Origin of the sequence: Rahnella sp. NRRL B-41462 (genome assembly GCF_003263525.1) — a bacterium.
Lineage (GTDB): Bacteria > Pseudomonadota > Gammaproteobacteria > Enterobacterales > Enterobacteriaceae > Rahnella > Rahnella aceris.
On the sequence record NZ_JYDF01000005.1, the window covers coordinates 104,516 to 119,335 of the forward strand.

14 protein-coding genes are annotated in these 14,820 nt (G+C 52.1%); 12 read left to right on the forward strand and 2 right to left on the reverse strand.

Going from position 1 to position 14,820, the window contains the following annotated elements; translation table 11 throughout:
- The first annotated feature begins 72 nt into the window (after positions 1-72).
- From pspB to UC14_RS01910, 5 genes are all read left to right on the forward strand, one after another.
- Positions 73-300, forward strand: a complete 228-nt coding sequence (gene pspB, locus UC14_RS01890) for an envelope stress response membrane protein PspB (protein WP_112152186.1) — start codon at positions 73-75, stop codon at positions 298-300.
- A complete protein-coding gene (gene pspC / locus UC14_RS01895; protein WP_013576049.1) occupies positions 300-659 on the forward strand; it encodes an envelope stress response membrane protein PspC in 360 nt (119 codons plus the stop codon). The genes pspB and pspC overlap by 1 nt, the downstream gene beginning before the upstream one ends.
- A gap of 84 nt (positions 660-743) precedes the next feature.
- Entirely contained in the window at positions 744-989 is a 246-nt protein-coding gene (locus tag UC14_RS01900) for a phage shock protein PspD (protein WP_037035548.1), read from the forward strand.
- Positions 970-2,367, forward strand: coding sequence for a YcjX family protein (locus tag UC14_RS01905; RefSeq protein ID WP_013576047.1), 1,398 nt, complete (start codon positions 970-972; stop codon positions 2,365-2,367). Before UC14_RS01900 ends, UC14_RS01905 begins: the two co-directional genes overlap by 20 nt.
- Positions 2,364-3,431 carry a YcjF family protein gene (locus UC14_RS01910; protein WP_112152188.1) on the forward strand — a complete coding sequence of 356 codons (1,068 nt, stop codon included), beginning with the start codon at positions 2,364-2,366 and terminating at the stop codon, positions 3,429-3,431. The genes UC14_RS01905 and UC14_RS01910 overlap by 4 nt, the downstream gene beginning before the upstream one ends.
- Before the next feature lie 115 nt (positions 3,432-3,546).
- Here the strand turns inward: UC14_RS01910 and UC14_RS01915 are convergent, their stop codons facing one another.
- On the reverse strand, positions 3,547-3,738 hold the full coding sequence (locus tag UC14_RS01915) for a hypothetical protein (protein ID WP_013576041.1): 192 nt from the start codon (positions 3,736-3,738) through the stop codon (positions 3,547-3,549).
- A gap of 426 nt (positions 3,739-4,164) precedes the next feature.
- Between UC14_RS01915 and UC14_RS01920 the strand changes: the two genes are divergently transcribed.
- The 4 genes from UC14_RS01920 to UC14_RS01935 all read left to right on the forward strand — a co-directional run bounded on the left by UC14_RS01920 (position 4,165) and on the right by UC14_RS01935 (position 10,899).
- Complete coding sequence (locus tag UC14_RS01920; RefSeq protein ID WP_232829627.1) at positions 4,165-5,451, forward strand: HlyD family secretion protein; 1,287 nt, start codon at positions 4,165-4,167, stop codon at positions 5,449-5,451.
- Positions 5,438-7,537 (forward strand): peptidase domain-containing ABC transporter, encoded by a 2,100-nt coding sequence (locus UC14_RS01925; RefSeq protein ID WP_013576039.1) that lies wholly within the window; start codon positions 5,438-5,440, stop codon positions 7,535-7,537. Before UC14_RS01920 ends, UC14_RS01925 begins: the two co-directional genes overlap by 14 nt.
- Before the next feature lie 215 nt (positions 7,538-7,752).
- Positions 7,753-8,727 carry a porphobilinogen synthase gene (gene hemB, locus UC14_RS01930; RefSeq protein ID WP_013576038.1) on the forward strand — a complete coding sequence of 325 codons (975 nt, stop codon included), beginning with the start codon at positions 7,753-7,755 and terminating at the stop codon, positions 8,725-8,727.
- Between the two features lie 342 nt (positions 8,728-9,069).
- On the forward strand, positions 9,070-10,899 hold the full coding sequence (locus UC14_RS01935) for a methyl-accepting chemotaxis protein (protein WP_112197133.1): 1,830 nt from the start codon (positions 9,070-9,072) through the stop codon (positions 10,897-10,899).
- A gap of 126 nt (positions 10,900-11,025) precedes the next feature.
- On the opposite strand, the gene UC14_RS01940 is transcribed toward UC14_RS01935, so the two are convergent.
- Entirely contained in the window at positions 11,026-11,241 is a 216-nt protein-coding gene (locus tag UC14_RS01940) for a YgdI/YgdR family lipoprotein (protein ID WP_013576036.1), read from the reverse strand.
- A 415-nt stretch (positions 11,242-11,656) separates the two neighbouring features.
- Here UC14_RS01940 and UC14_RS01945 point away from each other — a divergent pair, with 415 nt between their 5' ends.
- From UC14_RS01945 to UC14_RS01960, 3 genes are all read left to right on the forward strand, one after another.
- Positions 11,657-12,781 carry a branched-chain amino acid ABC transporter substrate-binding protein gene (locus tag UC14_RS01945; protein WP_112152190.1) on the forward strand — a complete coding sequence of 375 codons (1,125 nt, stop codon included), beginning with the start codon at positions 11,657-11,659 and terminating at the stop codon, positions 12,779-12,781.
- Positions 12,782-12,970: 189 nt separating this feature from the next.
- Positions 12,971-13,885, forward strand: a complete 915-nt coding sequence (locus UC14_RS01955; RefSeq protein ID WP_013576034.1) for a branched-chain amino acid ABC transporter permease — start codon at positions 12,971-12,973, stop codon at positions 13,883-13,885.
- A gap of 13 nt (positions 13,886-13,898) precedes the next feature.
- Positions 13,899-14,820, forward strand: a 922-nt coding sequence (locus UC14_RS01960; protein WP_198670045.1) for a DUF3382 domain-containing protein, incomplete at its 3' end; no start/stop codon positions are given.

Sequence of the window (14,820 nt, forward strand, 5' to 3'; positions counted from 1 at the left end):
GCCTGTTCGCAGGCAGGTTGTTGCAGGATTAACGCCGTAACCGGTAATAAATAAGACTCATAAGGAGAGACAATGAGCTTCCTGTTTTTAGCTATTCCGCTGACTATTTTCGTTTTATTCGTGGCGCCCGTCTGGTTGTGGCTTCACTACAGCAATCGCCAGCAAAATGGCAGTCAGCTCAGTCAGCATGAGATACAAAATCTCACCAGTCTGACTCATGAAGCGCAACGTATGCGCGAACGTATTCAGGCACTGGAAGAAATTCTTGATGCCGAACACCCGGGCTGGAGGCAATCATAATGGCGACCCGTCTGTCTGAGAAAAAACTCTACCGCGTGCCGGAAGAGGGCGTAATAAAAGGCGTTCTGGCCGGGCTGTCGCACTATCTGGGCGTGCCGGTAAAATTGCTGCGGATTATGGCCGTGCTGTCGATTTTCTTTGGTTTGTTCATGTTCACTGTCGTGGCGTACATCATTCTCAGCTACGTGCTTGACCCTGTTCCGGCCAGTGAATATGACGATGAAACTGCGCCATCGCCGCGTAACTTGCTGGAAGAAGCCGACCGCGAACTGAAAGCCAGCGAGCAGCGTTTACGCCAGGTCGAACGCTATGTCACCTCTGAAACCTTCGGCGTACGCAGCCGGTTCCGCCAGCTTTAATTCTTTATTCACCGCTTTGCCTCTGGCCGCCGGACGTTGCTCCGGCTGCTGTTTTCCTTCTCATCTCCCGCTTAAGGAATCTTTATGACCCGTTACCTGAATTCCTCGCTGCCGGGTAAGCGCAGCCTGTTTTCGAAAATTTTCAGCGTGATCATTACGCTGGCGCTGACCTTTGGCCCTGCCGGGCTGGCAGCGCGTGTGTTGGGCGTGGTGGGAAAAGGGCCAATGAGGTATGTTTTAGCACTATTATTAGAACCATTATTCAAACGTATTTTGACCGCGCTGTTTGGGCGCTACGCCAGGGAGAGCAATGAAAAGACTACAAAATGAGTTTAATTCACTGATCAATCGCGGCATGGACAGACATCTGCGGCTGGCTGTCACCGGTTTAAGCCGCAGCGGAAAAACCGCTTTCATCACCGCCTTCGTTAACCAGCTTTTACATATGCACAGCGGCGCACGTTTACCGCTGTTTTCGGCTGCCCGCGAGGAGCGTCTGCTTGGCGTGAAACGCGTCCCCCAGCGTGATCTGGGTGTGTCGCGCTTTGCCTATGACGAAGGTCTGGCGGCACTCTACGGCACGCCGCCCGCATGGCCGACGCCGACCCGTGGCGTCAGCGAAATCCGTCTGGCACTGCGTTACCGATCCAACGATTCCCTGCTGCGTCACTTCAAAGACACCTCCACGTTATATCTGGAGATCGTCGATTATCCCGGCGAATGGCTGCTGGATTTGCCAATGCTGGAGCAAAACTATCTCGACTGGTCGCGCCAGATGGCGGGGCTGTTGCAGGGCGATCGTGCAGAATGGGCGAAGCCGTGGCTGACGCTGTGTGAACAATGTGATCCGCTGGCCCCGGCGGATGAAAATCTGCTGGGCGCGATTGCGCAGGCCTACACCGATTATCTGGTGCGCTGCAAAACCGAAGGTTTGCACTTTATCCAGCCGGGGCGTTTTGTTCTGCCGGGAGATATGGCCGGTGCGCCTGCGCTGCAATTTTTCCCGTGGCCGGAGCTGAACCGCTATTCCGATGCGCAACTGGCGCAGGCGGATAAAAACAGCAATCTGGGTATGCTGCGTGCGCGTTTCGACTATTACTGCCAGCACATCGTGAAAGGTTTTTACAAAGATCACTTTGTGAAATTTGACCGCCAGATTGTGCTGGTCGATTGTCTGCAGCCGCTCAACAGCGGACCGCAGGCGTTCAACGATATGCGCCTGGCGCTGACGCAGCTGATGCAAAGCTTTCACTATGGCAAGCGCACACTGTTCCGCCGTCTGTTTAATCCGTGCATCGACAAACTGATGTTCGCCGCCACTAAAGCCGACCATATTACCGGCGATCAGCACGCTAATCTGGTGTCGCTGTTACAGCAACTGGTGCAGGAAGCCTGGCAGAATGCGGCGTTCGAAGGCATCAGTATGGATTGCGCCGGGCTGGCTTCGGTGCAGGCGACGGAAACCGGCATGGTGGAATATCAGGGGCAAAGTCTGCCCGCGCTGAAAGGTCACCGGTTACAGGATGGCGCGCCGCTGACCGTGTTCCCCGGCGAAGTGCCGGCGCGTCTGCCGGGACATGCGTTCTGGCAAAAACAGGGATTCCATTTTGATGAGTTTCGTCCGCGTGAAATGAGCGTGGACACGCCGTTGCCGCACATCCGTCTGGATGCGGTGATGGAGTTTTTACTGGGAGATAAAATGCGATGAGCGAACCGATTAAACCGCGTATCGATTTTGAAACGGAATTAAAAGCCCCGGCTGAACCGGTGATCAAACCGGCGCTGGCGTTTGACGAACAAATTTCAGAGCGCTTTATTGCGGTATCCACCGAAGCAGACGAACAGCAGGAAGAGGGCGAGGCCGAAGCAGTGCTCAACCGTGCGCTGAAACCGCGTCGCAGTTTGTGGGGCAAAATTGTGCGCCTCGGCGTGGCGGTGCTGGGCATCAGCGTGGTAGCACAGGGCGTGCAATGGGTACACGAAGCGTGGATCCAGCAGGACTGGGTGGCGCTTGGTGCCTGCACCGCAGGCGGGCTGATTATTGTCGCCGGTGTCGGTTCCGTCGCGACCGAATGGCGACGCTTGTACCGCCTGCGTCAGCGCGCCGACGAGCGCGATACGGCACGCGAATTAATGCACAGTCATGGATTAGGGCAGGGACGTGTATTCTGCGAAAAACTGGCGGCGCAGGCCGGGCTGGATAACAGCCATCCGGCGCTGCAACGCTGGCAGGCTTCACTGCATGAAACCCAGAATGACCGGGAAGTGGTTGAACTGTATGCCCGTCTGGTTCAGCCGGTTCTCGATGCGCAGGCCCGGCGTGAAATCAGTCATTCAGCAGCCGAATCCGCGCTGATGATCGCTGTCAGCCCGCTGGCGCTGGTGGATATGGCCTTCATCGCCTGGCGCAACCTGCGGCTGGTTAACCGTATCGCAGTGCTGTACGGCATCGAACTTGGCTATTACAGCCGTATTCGTTTGTTCCGTCTGGTGCTGCTGAACATGGCATTCGCCGGTGCATCCGAACTGGTGCGTGAAGTGGGCATGGACTGGATGTCACAGGACCTTGCTGCCCGTCTTTCAGCCCGTGCGGCACAAGGCATCGGTGCCGGTTTGCTGACTGCACGTCTGGGCATCAAAACCATGGAACTCTGCCGTCCGCTGCCGTGGCTGGAAGGCGATAAACCTAAACTCGGTGATTTTCGCCGTGAGCTTGTCGGCAAGCTGAAAAACAGCATGGTGAAAAGCGATAAAACTAAATCAGGCGTCTGATATTTCTTCAGTTTTAAACTGCCAATAAAAAAGCCCCCAAATTAACGGGGGCTTGTATTACTCTGACTAAGTTGCTTATAAATTAACTTTCGGTACAACAAAAGCTGTTTATAAACTAGGTTGTCAGATAGTTCTGTGCTTTAGCAAGACCATCGGAAATTTGTGAATACGCCTTGTTCACCGCATTACTGGTGTCACTCACCGCGTCCTGACCAAAGTTTGATAGGCGATCGGCAACCTTATTAACATCTTCCGACCAACCCGCACCATTAACCATTTCAATATCATGTTCTGTTAATTGTTTCATCTTAGGCCTTCCTTTTAATCTGTTAAAGCAAGTCCCCTTAAATAACGGGGGCGATGAAAACATTGAGTAAGTCTATGGAGATAATTTCTACGCAATGTCTTCACAGGGATTAAGCCTAGAGTACTGCGGACGGAATTTGACTAGGAATAATCTCCTATGTGGATTTAGATATGTAACTCATTGTTTGAAATCGTTATTAAGATATTTTTAAATCTGAATAATTAATGCAATGTGCAAAAAATAATCGAACCAGAGGCCAGGTGGTTATTTTTTATAAGACATTGAAATTAATATTACTGCGCAATTATCCCTGCGTGGTAATAACTTCATCCGGTGTTTCAGAGTAATCGCGGTGGCAGCGTGATTATGTGCTGCTATCTTTCAAAGATTCTGTTTTTACAGCCGGTTTTTCTGGAACGCTTAAATATGCTCTTTCGTAAAGAGGTCAATGAACATCAGCAAAGTCACTGGGCGGGTAAGGCTTTATTGCTCTCCGGCTGGCCTTTATGGATTGTCACGACACTCACGGCCCTCTTCCTGTTTGCTTTACTGATATTCCTGATCTTCGCTAACTACACACGTCGCATCAACGTCAGCGGTGAAATCATTACTCAGCCGCACAGCATTAATTTATTCAGCCCTGAGCAGGGCGTGGTCACCAAATTGTATGTCGATACCGGTAAACCCGTAAAAAAAGGCCAGCCTTTATATGAAATCGACGTCAGCCGCGTGACGCAGGCGGGGAATGTCAGTACCACCACGCTCGCCGCTATTAAAAAGCAGCGCGAGCAAATCGATTCCATTATTGCCCAGCTGGAACACAATAAGCAGGAAACCCTGCAAAACCTGCAACAGCAACTCGATCAGTATCAGAAGGCGCATGAAGTCTCACAAAGCATGGTGGATTCGGCGCAGGAAGGGCTGGATGCCATGAAAAAGAGCATGCAGAACTACGGGGCATATCAGAAGAAGGGCCTGATCAATACTGACCAGTTGAATAATCAGCGCTACCTGTTTTACCAGCAGCAGACATCGTTCCAGAGCCTGAACACCCAGGCGATTCAGGAAGCATTACAAATCACCAATCTGCGCAGCGAACTGGTGACACGCGCCGCCGAGTTTGATAACCAGATTTCACAGTACGGCTACCAGCGCAATGACCTCGAACGCCAGCTGGCGCAGGCCGATGCCAAAGGCTCATTGCTGATCACCGCGCCGACCTCCGGCAAAATCTCTTCGCTGAGCGTCACGCCCGGACAGATGGTCAACGCCGGTGACAGCCTCGCGCAACTGGTGCCAGCCAGTAATTCCCCGTTCTTTCTCGTTGCCTGGCTGCCGAATGAAAGCGTGCCTTACGTGAAAGCCGGCGAGCACATCAATATTCGGTACGAAGCCTATCCGTTTGAAAAATATGGCCAGTTCCCCGGCAAGGTGGAATCGATTTCCTCTGCGCCGGTTTCCGAACAGGAGCTGAATTCTTACGCCAGCGCGCCGAGAACGGCCAATGGCACGATCAGCGGGCCGTATTACAAAGTGATTGTTTCACTGGATAAAAAAGCCATGAACTGGCACGGCGAAACGCTGAATTTATCCAGCGGCATGAAAGCCGAGTCGACGTTATTCCTGGAGAAAAGGCCGCTGTATCAGTGGATGTTGTCTCCGTATTACAGCATGAAGAAAAGCGTGGTGGGGCCAATCAATGAATCTCGATAACGTACGGGAGCTGGCTGACCGCCTGCACTTTAGCTGGCGCCACCGGGTGCCGCAGATTATTCAAACCGAGGCCGCCGAGTGCGGACTGGCCAGTCTGGCAATGGTCTTTGGCTATCACGGCAAACACGTCGACTTGCAAAGCCTGCGTCAGCGCTATGGGATATCTTCACGGGGCGCGACGCTGCGCACGCTGATGGATATCGCGGCAGCGAATGAGATGAAATCCCGCGCGTTAAAGCTGGATATCGATGAGCTGAACGCGCTGAAAACGCCGTGTATTTTGCACTGGGATCTCAATCATTTCGTGGTGCTGGTTGGCGTTAAACAGGGCAAAGTGATTATTCACGATCCGGCCTTTGGCCGCCGTTCGCTTGGCATGCGCGAGGTGTCCGAGCATTTCACTGGCGTGGCACTCGAGCTGTGGCCGGACAACGGTTTTACCTCGGAGAAACCGCGCGTACGGCTGGATCTGCGCAAAATGATGGGCAATGTCAGTGGCCTTATTCCGGCGCTGACCAAAATCTTCTGCCTCTCGCTGATGATTGAATCGGTCAACTTACTGCTGCCGGTCGGGATGCAACTGGTAATGGACCATGTGATCCCGGCGAAAGACCCGGATTTACTGACCCTGATTTGCCTCGGGTTGCTGTTCTTCATCATTTTCCGCACCGGCGTCAGCATGTTACGCGCCTGGACATCGCTGGTGATGAGTACGCTGATTGATGTGCAATGGAAAGCGCGGCTGTTCGATCATCTGATGAAACTGCCGCTCGATTATTTTGAGAAACGTAAACTCGGGGATATTCAGTCGCGTTTTACTTCGCTCGATACGCTGCGCACCACGCTGACCACCAACGTGGTCAACAGTATTATCGACGGCATTATGTCGGTCGGGTTAATCGTGATGATGGTGCTGTATGGCGGCTGGCTGATTTGGGTGATTCTTGGCTTCACGGCGATTTATGTCATCTTCCGCCTGACGACGTATAACGCTTACCGCCAGGTTTCCGAGGAGCAAATCGTTAAAGGTGCGCGTGCCGGTTCGCACTTTATGGAAACGCTCTACGGCATCAGCACGCTGAAAGCACTGGGTTTATCGAAAGCCCGCGCCAATTTCTGGCTCAATCTGAACATTGATAACGCCAATGCGACGGTGCGTAAAACCAGGTTTGAGATGATGTTTACCGGCGGCAACACGCTGATCGCCACGCTCGATCAGGTCGCGCTGCTGTGGCTGGGGGCGACGCAGGTAATTGACGGCCATATGACGCTGGGGATGTTTGTGGCCTTCAACACCTATCGCGGGCAGTTCTCCGAACGTGCTGCCAGTCTGCTGAATATGGTGTTGCAACTGCGGATGCTTTCCCTGCACCGCGACCGTATCGCGGATATCGCGCTGACCGGCACCGAGAAATCACTGCCGGAACGTGAGTTGCTGCGGGCGGGCGAGGCAGCGTCGCTGGAGGTGCGGGATCTGGTGTTTCAGTACGACAGCCTTTCCGCACCGCTGATCAACGGGCTAAACCTGTCGGTGGCGGCGGGCGAAAGTGTGGCGATCACCGGGCCGTCGGGGCAGGGTAAAACCACGCTGATGAAGATCATGACCGGTTTGCTGACGCCCACCGAAGGTCGCATTCTGATTAACGGTATGGATATCACCACCGCCGGACTGAACAATTACCGCAGTTGCATCGCCTGTGTGTTACAGGATGACACGTTGTTCGCCGGATCTATCGCCGAGAACATTGCCAGCTTTGATGAGCAGAAAGATGAAGCGCGTATTATTGATTGCGCCCGCCGTTGTAACATCCACGACGATATCGAACGGATGCCGATGGGCTATGAAACGCTGATCAGCGAACTGGGCGGCAGCCTGTCGGGTGGTCAGAAACAGCGTTTGCTGATTGCCCGCGCACTGTACCGCCGTCCGGCGATACTGTTCCTCGACGAGGCCACCAGCCATTTGGATCTGGACAATGAAATGCGCATCAATCAGGCGATCAGCGAACTGGATATTACGCGGATATTTATCGCCCACCGTCCGTCTACGATTGCCTCAGCAGATCGCGAGATCAAGCTCGGTTAAATCCTTCCTTCAGGCGATCCCTGTTCCGGGATCGCCTTTCAAAAATTGCGGCCTCTGTTACATCTCCTCACGGAAAGTTCATCATTTGTTTAAAAGTTATTATAAAATGCGGGCTTCATCGTCTGACGGCGCTGCATCGCCTCCTGCCGTCTGAACTGTCTGTGCTCCTGTTTCTAAAAAATATCAGCGCAACAGATTAATTTTTAGGAGTTTTCATGTCGAATCAGTTCCCGAGCTCACGCCTTCGCCGCCTGAGACAGTCCGAATCCCTGCGCACTCTTTTTCAGGAAACTGAATTTAGCGTCAACGATCTGGTACTGCCGATTTTCGTAGAAGAAGAGACCTCTGAATACGTACCCATCGAAGCCATGCCGGGTGTGTTGCGCATCCCTGAATCCCGCCTGGCATTTGAAATCGAACGTTACGCCCGCGCCGGTATCCGCTCTGTCATGACGTTCGGTATTTCGCATCACATGGATGCCACCGGCAGCGATACCTGGAACGAAAACGGTCTGGTCGCGCGAATGGCGCGTATCTGTAAAGACACCGTGCCCGAAATGATTGTCATGTCCGACACCTGTTTCTGCGAATACACCTCACACGGCCATTGCGGTGTGTTGCACGACCACGGCGTGGATAACGACGCAACCCTGGTCAACCTCGGTAAACAGGCTGTCGTGGCGGCTGCCGCCGGTGCAGATTTCATCGCGCCATCCGCCGCGCAGGACGGTCAGGTGCAGGCCATCCGCAGTGCCCTGGATGAAGCCGGATTTATCGATACCTCAATCATGGCGTATTCCACCAAGTTTGCATCTTCCCTGTACGGGCCTTTCCGCGAAGCGGGCGGCAGTGTACTGAAAGGCAACCGCAAGCAATATCAGATGAACCCGATGAACCGCCGCGAAGCCGTGCGTGAATCGTTGCTGGACGAGCAGGAAGGCGCCGATGCGCTGATGGTGAAACCGGCCGGTGCGTATCTGGACGTGATCCGCGATATCCGCGAAGCCTCCCGTCTGCCACTGGCGGCGTATCAGGTCAGCGGTGAATACGCGATGATCAAATTTGCTGCACAAGCCGGTGCTATTGATGAGCGTGCCGTCGTACGTGAAAGCCTGGGCGCGATTAAACGTGCTGGCGCAGATATTATCCTGACTTACTTCGCGATGGATATTGCCGAAAACGGGCTGTAATTTTTGTTCTCGCTGCAAACCAAAACCGGGCTTCCGCCCGGTTTTTTTATGTCCTCGCGTCGGAAGCTGATACTGCGCGATGTATGTTCAGATAACGTCTTTAATATTTAAGAGTGGCAGAAAATTAAAATAATGCTTTTTTATAGAGAATTACCTCACCATTAATAGGGTGTAATTAATAAAAAAGTATTCATACAAAGAATAAGGTTTTATAGCGGTTAAATTACTGACTTTTGTAACTTAATAAACTGAGTTTTTTATTAACTAATTTTTATAGCCTGCCGATACCCCATGTGCTTCACATACAATTGTATTTATAAAAATAATGGAGAGCCATGCGCTATGAAAATATTTATGTCATATTTTGAAAATCTAAAAGTCGGGAAAAAATTAGCATTAGGTTTCGGACTTATCTTATTGCTGAGCATTGCAGTTGCTTTATGTGGTATTAAAAATCTGAATGATATTTCCATTCGAGCTGAGAAAATAAGCCAGCTTAAAGTGATAACTGACCAGTTTGCTATGGCGAAAGCTGAAAGACTGGAATATGTGAAAACGCACGATGAAAAATACATCACAATGAATGAGGTGAACTTACAGCAGGTTGATAAAAAAATTGAAAGTCTCAGGTTGCTTCGTTGGGATACAGAGCACCTGAAGATGCTTAATGAAATGTCAGAGGTCATGAAGACGTATCGTGACAAGCGTGCTCAAACGGTCCGCGAGACCCAACAACGTGATCTTGTTGTCAGTAGTTTTGTGCTGACACGCGAAGAATCTGAGATTAACAGTCTGGCTCAGTCCTATGCACGAGATCCCGCACGTGCTGTCACCGCGATCGCGTTAGGGGATATCGTCAGACACATTGATGGGGTGGCGACACGTGTAAAACTCCTCCAGTTTGAGAATACTGAGGAATCCCTTCAGGCTTTAACAGGTTTTATGAATGAATCGATTCAGCAAATGGATGCCGTCAAATCCCAGTTAAATCCGGCTGATGTCAGCATACTTGAAGAAATTGAACGCTCGGTCTCGGCCAAAAAGGCGAGTGCCGGAAACTACCTCCAATCCTATATTGCTGAGCAGGAAGTGACTCAGTTGCTTGCGAAAGCAGGCGGCAAGCTGACTACCCTGAGTGACAATATATTTGAATCGGAGCTGAGCGCGGCGCATGACGATATCAGAAATGCAGTTATATGGATGACTTCACTCCTGGTAGCAGCAGTCTTATTAAGTATTGGCATTGCACTGATTATTTCCCGCCAAATTGTGAAGCCTCTGGCTGACACGCTTGACGTCGCCAGACAGATAGCGCGCGGTGATTTAAGAGCCCATCTCAATACCACGCGTCGTGATGAGCTGGGAGAACTGATGCAAGCTGTAGATGAGATGAACACCGATCTCCGCCGTATCATCGGGGATATTCGTACCGGTGTGACGCAGGTGAGCCATGCCTCCGCAGAAATTGCGGCAGGTAATAATGATTTATCCGCACGCACTGAGGAACAGGCTGCTGCGCTTGAAGAAACGGCAGCCAGCATGGAGCAGTTAACTGCGACGGTTAAACAGAACGTGGACAATATTCATCATACCAGCCGCCTGGCGGGCAGTACTTCAGAAACGGCGAATAAAGGCGGGCAACTCGTCTCTCATGTGGTGAAAACTATGAATGAAATTACTGCAAGCTCAGCAAAAATTGCTGAGATTACGACGGTAATTAATAGCATCGCTTTTCAGACCAATATTCTGGCTCTCAATGCGGCTGTTGAAGCGGCGCGTGCTGGCGAACAGGGGCGGGGATTTGCTGTTGTGGCAAGCGAAGTGAGAAGCCTTGCGCAGAGAAGCGCTCAGGCTGCAAAAGAAATAGAAGGTTTAATTGGTGAATCGGTAGAGCGAATTAATGCAGGGTCAGATCTGGTAGAACAGGCGGGGACTACCATGCATGACATTGTGACCAAAGTCGCTAATGTTACCGAAATACTGAATGAAATTACTCAGGCATCGGATGAACAGAACAGGGGAATATCTCAGGTAGGGCAGGCAATAGTGGAAATGGACAGCGTGACTCAACAAAATGCGGCCCTGGTGGAAGAGTCTTCTGCTGCCGCCAATGCGCTGCGAGATCAGGCACAAAATCTTGCTGCGTCTGTTTCACGTTTTATTACTGAGTAATCTGATTCTCAAAACAGTCGTGATATTGCGTGCCGTTTGTGCACCACATAGCATGACTGTTTTGTTAAGCCGACCATGTGTGTCATCGGCCAGGTTTTGAGATAAATGCAATTCCCATCCGTAACCCTACTTCTTCACAATGCCCGCAATATCATTGGTGTTCATCAGATGATAATCGCCATTCATGTCGGTGTAGCTGGTCATGCCGGTATTGCGGTCACGATCCGGTTCGCCGTGGGCGAAAAACTGGTCGCCGGATTTGGTGTTAATCACATAATCGCTGGCGCAGCCAGTTAACGACAGAGCCAGAACCACAGCCGTCAGGCAGGATAATTTCTTCATTGTTCAGTAGTTTCCCGTTGCAATCATCTGCCCATATTACAAAACAACCCGCCGCAAGAAGCAAAGAATAAAAATGTCACCCGGCGTAAGCGTGCGTGCAAAACCGTGCTTGTGCACCAGCGCGGTGCGATGTGATCCCGTCGTTGTTTCTGTCAGTTGCCCGTAACGCTCTCCCGTCGCTATCTATACTCACATAACCCGTCACATTCTCAGAGGTTGAGTAACAATGGCAGATATTTTGCTTATGTTTTTTTACCTTTGATGTTTTCACCCCCGGAGATAAGCGGGAAACCCTCAGTCTTAAGGCTTAAGCGTTAAATTTCAGATTTTCTGATTACGACTTCGTGTTGGTGTTTTTGCTACATGCGTTTTCCATAACCCGTTTTGCATAAACTCTGTCCTAAGGATCATGATGATGTCGATGAAATTTATTAAAAGTCCTCTTTCTTTGTTGCTGGCAGGCTGTCTGGTCACTGCGTTTACCGCGCGTGCGGATATCGTGATTGGCGTCGCTGGCCCGTTCACCGGCCCGAATGCCACCTATGGCGATCAGTACTGGCATGGTGCCACCCAGGCCGCTGAAGACATTAATGCCGCTGGCGGAATCAACGGCGAGAAAATCAAACTGGTGCAGGGCGATGATGCCTGCGAACCGAAACAGGCCGTTGCGGTCGCTAACCGTCTTGTTGATCAGGATAAAGTGCAGGCGGTGGTCGGGCATTTTTGTTCATCTTCTACCATGCCCGCATCTGAGGTTTACAACGATGCCGGCATTATCGCCATCACGCCGGGATCCACTAACCCGCAAATCACCGAACGCGGCATGAGTGATATGTTCCGCATGTGCGGACGTGACGACCAGCAGGGGCAGGTTGCCAGTGATTACATCATCGACAAGCTGAAAGCCAAAAAAGTGGTCATCATCCACGACAAGGACACTTACGGGCAGGGGCTGGCGGATGCCACCAAAGCGGCGCTTAACAAGCGTGGCGTGAAAGAAGTGATGTATGAAGGGTTATCGCGCGGCGAAAAAGACTTCAACGCGCTGGTCACCAAAATCAGTGCGCAGAAACCGGACGTGGTGTTCTTCGGCGGTTGCCATCCTGAAGCCGGTCCGCTGGTACGCCAGATGCGTGAGCAGGGCGTGCAGGCCACGTTCTTCTCCGGCGACTGTATCGTCAACGAAGAAATGGTCACCGCCGCAGGCGGCCCGCAATATACCAACGGGATTCTGATGACCTTCGGCAAAGACCCGCGTCTGATCCCGGAAGGCAAAGTCGTTATCGATAAATTCCGCGCCAGCAAGTTCGAGCCGGAAGGCTACACCCTCTATTCCTACGCCTCCGTGCAGGCGATCGCCGCCGCCTTCAAAGCCACCGGCGGCAGCGATTCCGCCAAAGCCAGCGCCTGGCTTAAAGCCAACAGCGTCGATACTGTCATGGGCAAAAAAGCCTGGGACAGTAAAGGCGACCTGAAAGTCTCTGATTACGTGGTTTATAAATGGGACGACAAAGGCAAATATCAGGAAGTTAAGGAATAAAGCACTCTTATTTGCCATTTTGAACCCGGGCAGTGCTCACTCTTTATGAAAGAACTGGCTCACGTACTTAATGTACGCTCCGGCTCTTGTGCGCTGGCCGGGTCCAAACTGGCTGCAACGATAACGCTTTATTAGCTTTAATGAATGCGCCCTTAGCCAGGCGCGGTCACAAAAAGAGACTGCGTATTTATGGATTCATTCTTCCTGCAACAACTGTTTAATGGCATTACGCTCGGTGCTGTCTACGGTCTCATTGCCATCGGCTACACCATGGTTTACGGCATTATCGGCATGATCAACTTTGCGCACGGCGAAGTGTATATGATTTCGGCTTACCTCTGTGCCATCGCGCTGGCGCTGCTTTCCTTCTTCGGGCTTCACTCTTTTCCGCTACTGATCCTGGGCACGCTGGTGTTCACCATCGTGGTCACCGGCGTGTATGGCTGGGCGATTGAACGCATTGCCTATAAGCCGCTGCGTAATTCGACCCGTCTTGCACCGCTGATTTCTGCTATCGGCATGTCACTTATCTTACAAAATTACGCGCAAATCAGTCAGGGGCCGCGACAGCAGGGCATTCCGACCATGCTGGATGGCGCATTCCGTTTTCATATCGGCGAAAGTTTTGTCCAGATGACCTACACCAAAATTTTCATTCTGGTGGCGTCGCTGGCTGGCATGCTGGTTTTATCGTGGATTATCAGTAATACCAAACTTGGTCGTATGTGTCGTGCGGTGCAGCAGGACAGAAAAATGGCTTCCATTTTGGGTATTAACACTGACCGCATTATCTCGCTGGTCTTCATGATTGGCGCAGCGATGGCCGGACTGGCCGGGGTTCTGGTGACCATGAACTACGGCACGTTTGATTTCTACGCCGGTTTCATCATCGGCATCAAAGCTTTTACTGCGGCGGTGCTCGGCGGCATTGGTTCATTACCCGGCGCGATGCTGGGCGGGCTGATCCTGGGGATTGCCGAAGCGCAGTTCTCGGGCATGGTGAATTCCGATTACAAAGATGTGTTCTCCTTTGGATTGCTGGTGGTGATCCTCATTTTCCGCCCTCAGGGCCTGCTGGGCCGTCCGGTCGTGACGAAAGTGTGAGGGAAATAAAATGATGTCACAAACTGCTGTGAACAGCGGATTTTCATTTAAACGCTGTCTGCTGGATGCCATTTTTGCCGGGCTGGTGGCGCTGATTATTTTCGGGCCGGTGGTCGGCGTGGTGCTCGATGGTTACAGTTTTAACTTTCATAGCCAGAGGCTGGTCTGGATCATTGCTGCGGTGATGACGGGCCGCTTCCTGCTCAGTGCATTTTTAGAAACCACAGCCGGGCAGAAAATGCGTGCGCGTTTCGAGTCCGACAGCGCGGGCGTCTATGTCCGGTCGCCGGATTATAAAAGTCATCTGCGCTGGGTTATTCCGCTGCTGATTGTGCTGGCCATTTTCTTCCCGTTCGTCGCCACCAAATACATTCTGACGGTCGCCATTCTGGGACTGATTTATGTGTTGCTCGGCCTCGGGCTGAATATCGTGGTCGGACTGGCCGGTTTGCTCGATCTGGGGTATGTGGCGTTTTACGCCATCGGGGCTTACGGGCTGGCGCTGGGGTATCAGTATCTCGGCCTCGGCTTCTGGTCGATGCTGCCGCTGGCGGCGGTGATGGCCGCGCTGGCGGGTGCGTTGCTGGGTTTCCCGGTGCTGCGTATGCACGGCGACTATCTGGCGATCGTGACGTTAGGTTTCGGTGAAATCATCCGGCTGGTGCTGACCAACTGGTTGTCGTTTACCGGCGGTCCGAACGGTGTTTCCGCGCCTCCGCCCACCTTTTTCGGGCTGGAATTTGGCCGGCGGGCGAAAGAGGGCGGCGTGCCGTTCCACGAGTTTTTCCATCTGACCTATAACCCGAATATGAAATTTATCTTCATCTATGCCGTGCTGGTTCTGGTGGTGTTGCTGGTGTTGTTTATCAAACACCGGCTGACCCGCATGCCGATTGGCCGCGCGTGGGAAGCGCTGCGTGAGGATGAGATTGCCT

Excerpts from the sequence above, each read along its gene's own strand:
- pspB (WP_112152186.1), top strand. The coding sequence starts at position 73 with ATGAGCTTCCTGTTTTTAGCTATTCCGCTGACTATTTTCGTTTTATTC.
- pspC (WP_013576049.1), top strand. The coding sequence starts at position 300 with ATGGCGACCCGTCTGTCTGAGAAAAAACTCTACCGCGTGCCGGAAGAG.
- UC14_RS01900 (WP_037035548.1), top strand. The coding sequence starts at position 744 with ATGACCCGTTACCTGAATTCCTCGCTGCCGGGTAAGCGCAGCCTGTTT.
- UC14_RS01905 (WP_013576047.1), top strand. The coding sequence starts at position 970 with ATGAAAAGACTACAAAATGAGTTTAATTCACTGATCAATCGCGGCATG.
- UC14_RS01910 (WP_112152188.1), top strand. The coding sequence starts at position 2,364 with ATGAGCGAACCGATTAAACCGCGTATCGATTTTGAAACGGAATTAAAA.
- UC14_RS01915 (WP_013576041.1), bottom strand. The coding sequence starts at position 3,738 with ATGAAACAATTAACAGAACATGATATTGAAATGGTTAATGGTGCGGGT.
- UC14_RS01920 (WP_232829627.1), top strand. The coding sequence starts at position 4,165 with ATGCTCTTTCGTAAAGAGGTCAATGAACATCAGCAAAGTCACTGGGCG.
- UC14_RS01925 (WP_013576039.1), top strand. The coding sequence starts at position 5,438 with ATGAATCTCGATAACGTACGGGAGCTGGCTGACCGCCTGCACTTTAGC.
- hemB (WP_013576038.1), top strand. The coding sequence starts at position 7,753 with ATGTCGAATCAGTTCCCGAGCTCACGCCTTCGCCGCCTGAGACAGTCC.
- UC14_RS01935 (WP_112197133.1), top strand. The coding sequence starts at position 9,070 with ATGAAAATATTTATGTCATATTTTGAAAATCTAAAAGTCGGGAAAAAA.
- UC14_RS01940 (WP_013576036.1), bottom strand. The coding sequence starts at position 11,241 with ATGAAGAAATTATCCTGCCTGACGGCTGTGGTTCTGGCTCTGTCGTTA.
- UC14_RS01945 (WP_112152190.1), top strand. The coding sequence starts at position 11,657 with ATGTCGATGAAATTTATTAAAAGTCCTCTTTCTTTGTTGCTGGCAGGC.
- UC14_RS01955 (WP_013576034.1), top strand. The coding sequence starts at position 12,971 with ATGGATTCATTCTTCCTGCAACAACTGTTTAATGGCATTACGCTCGGT.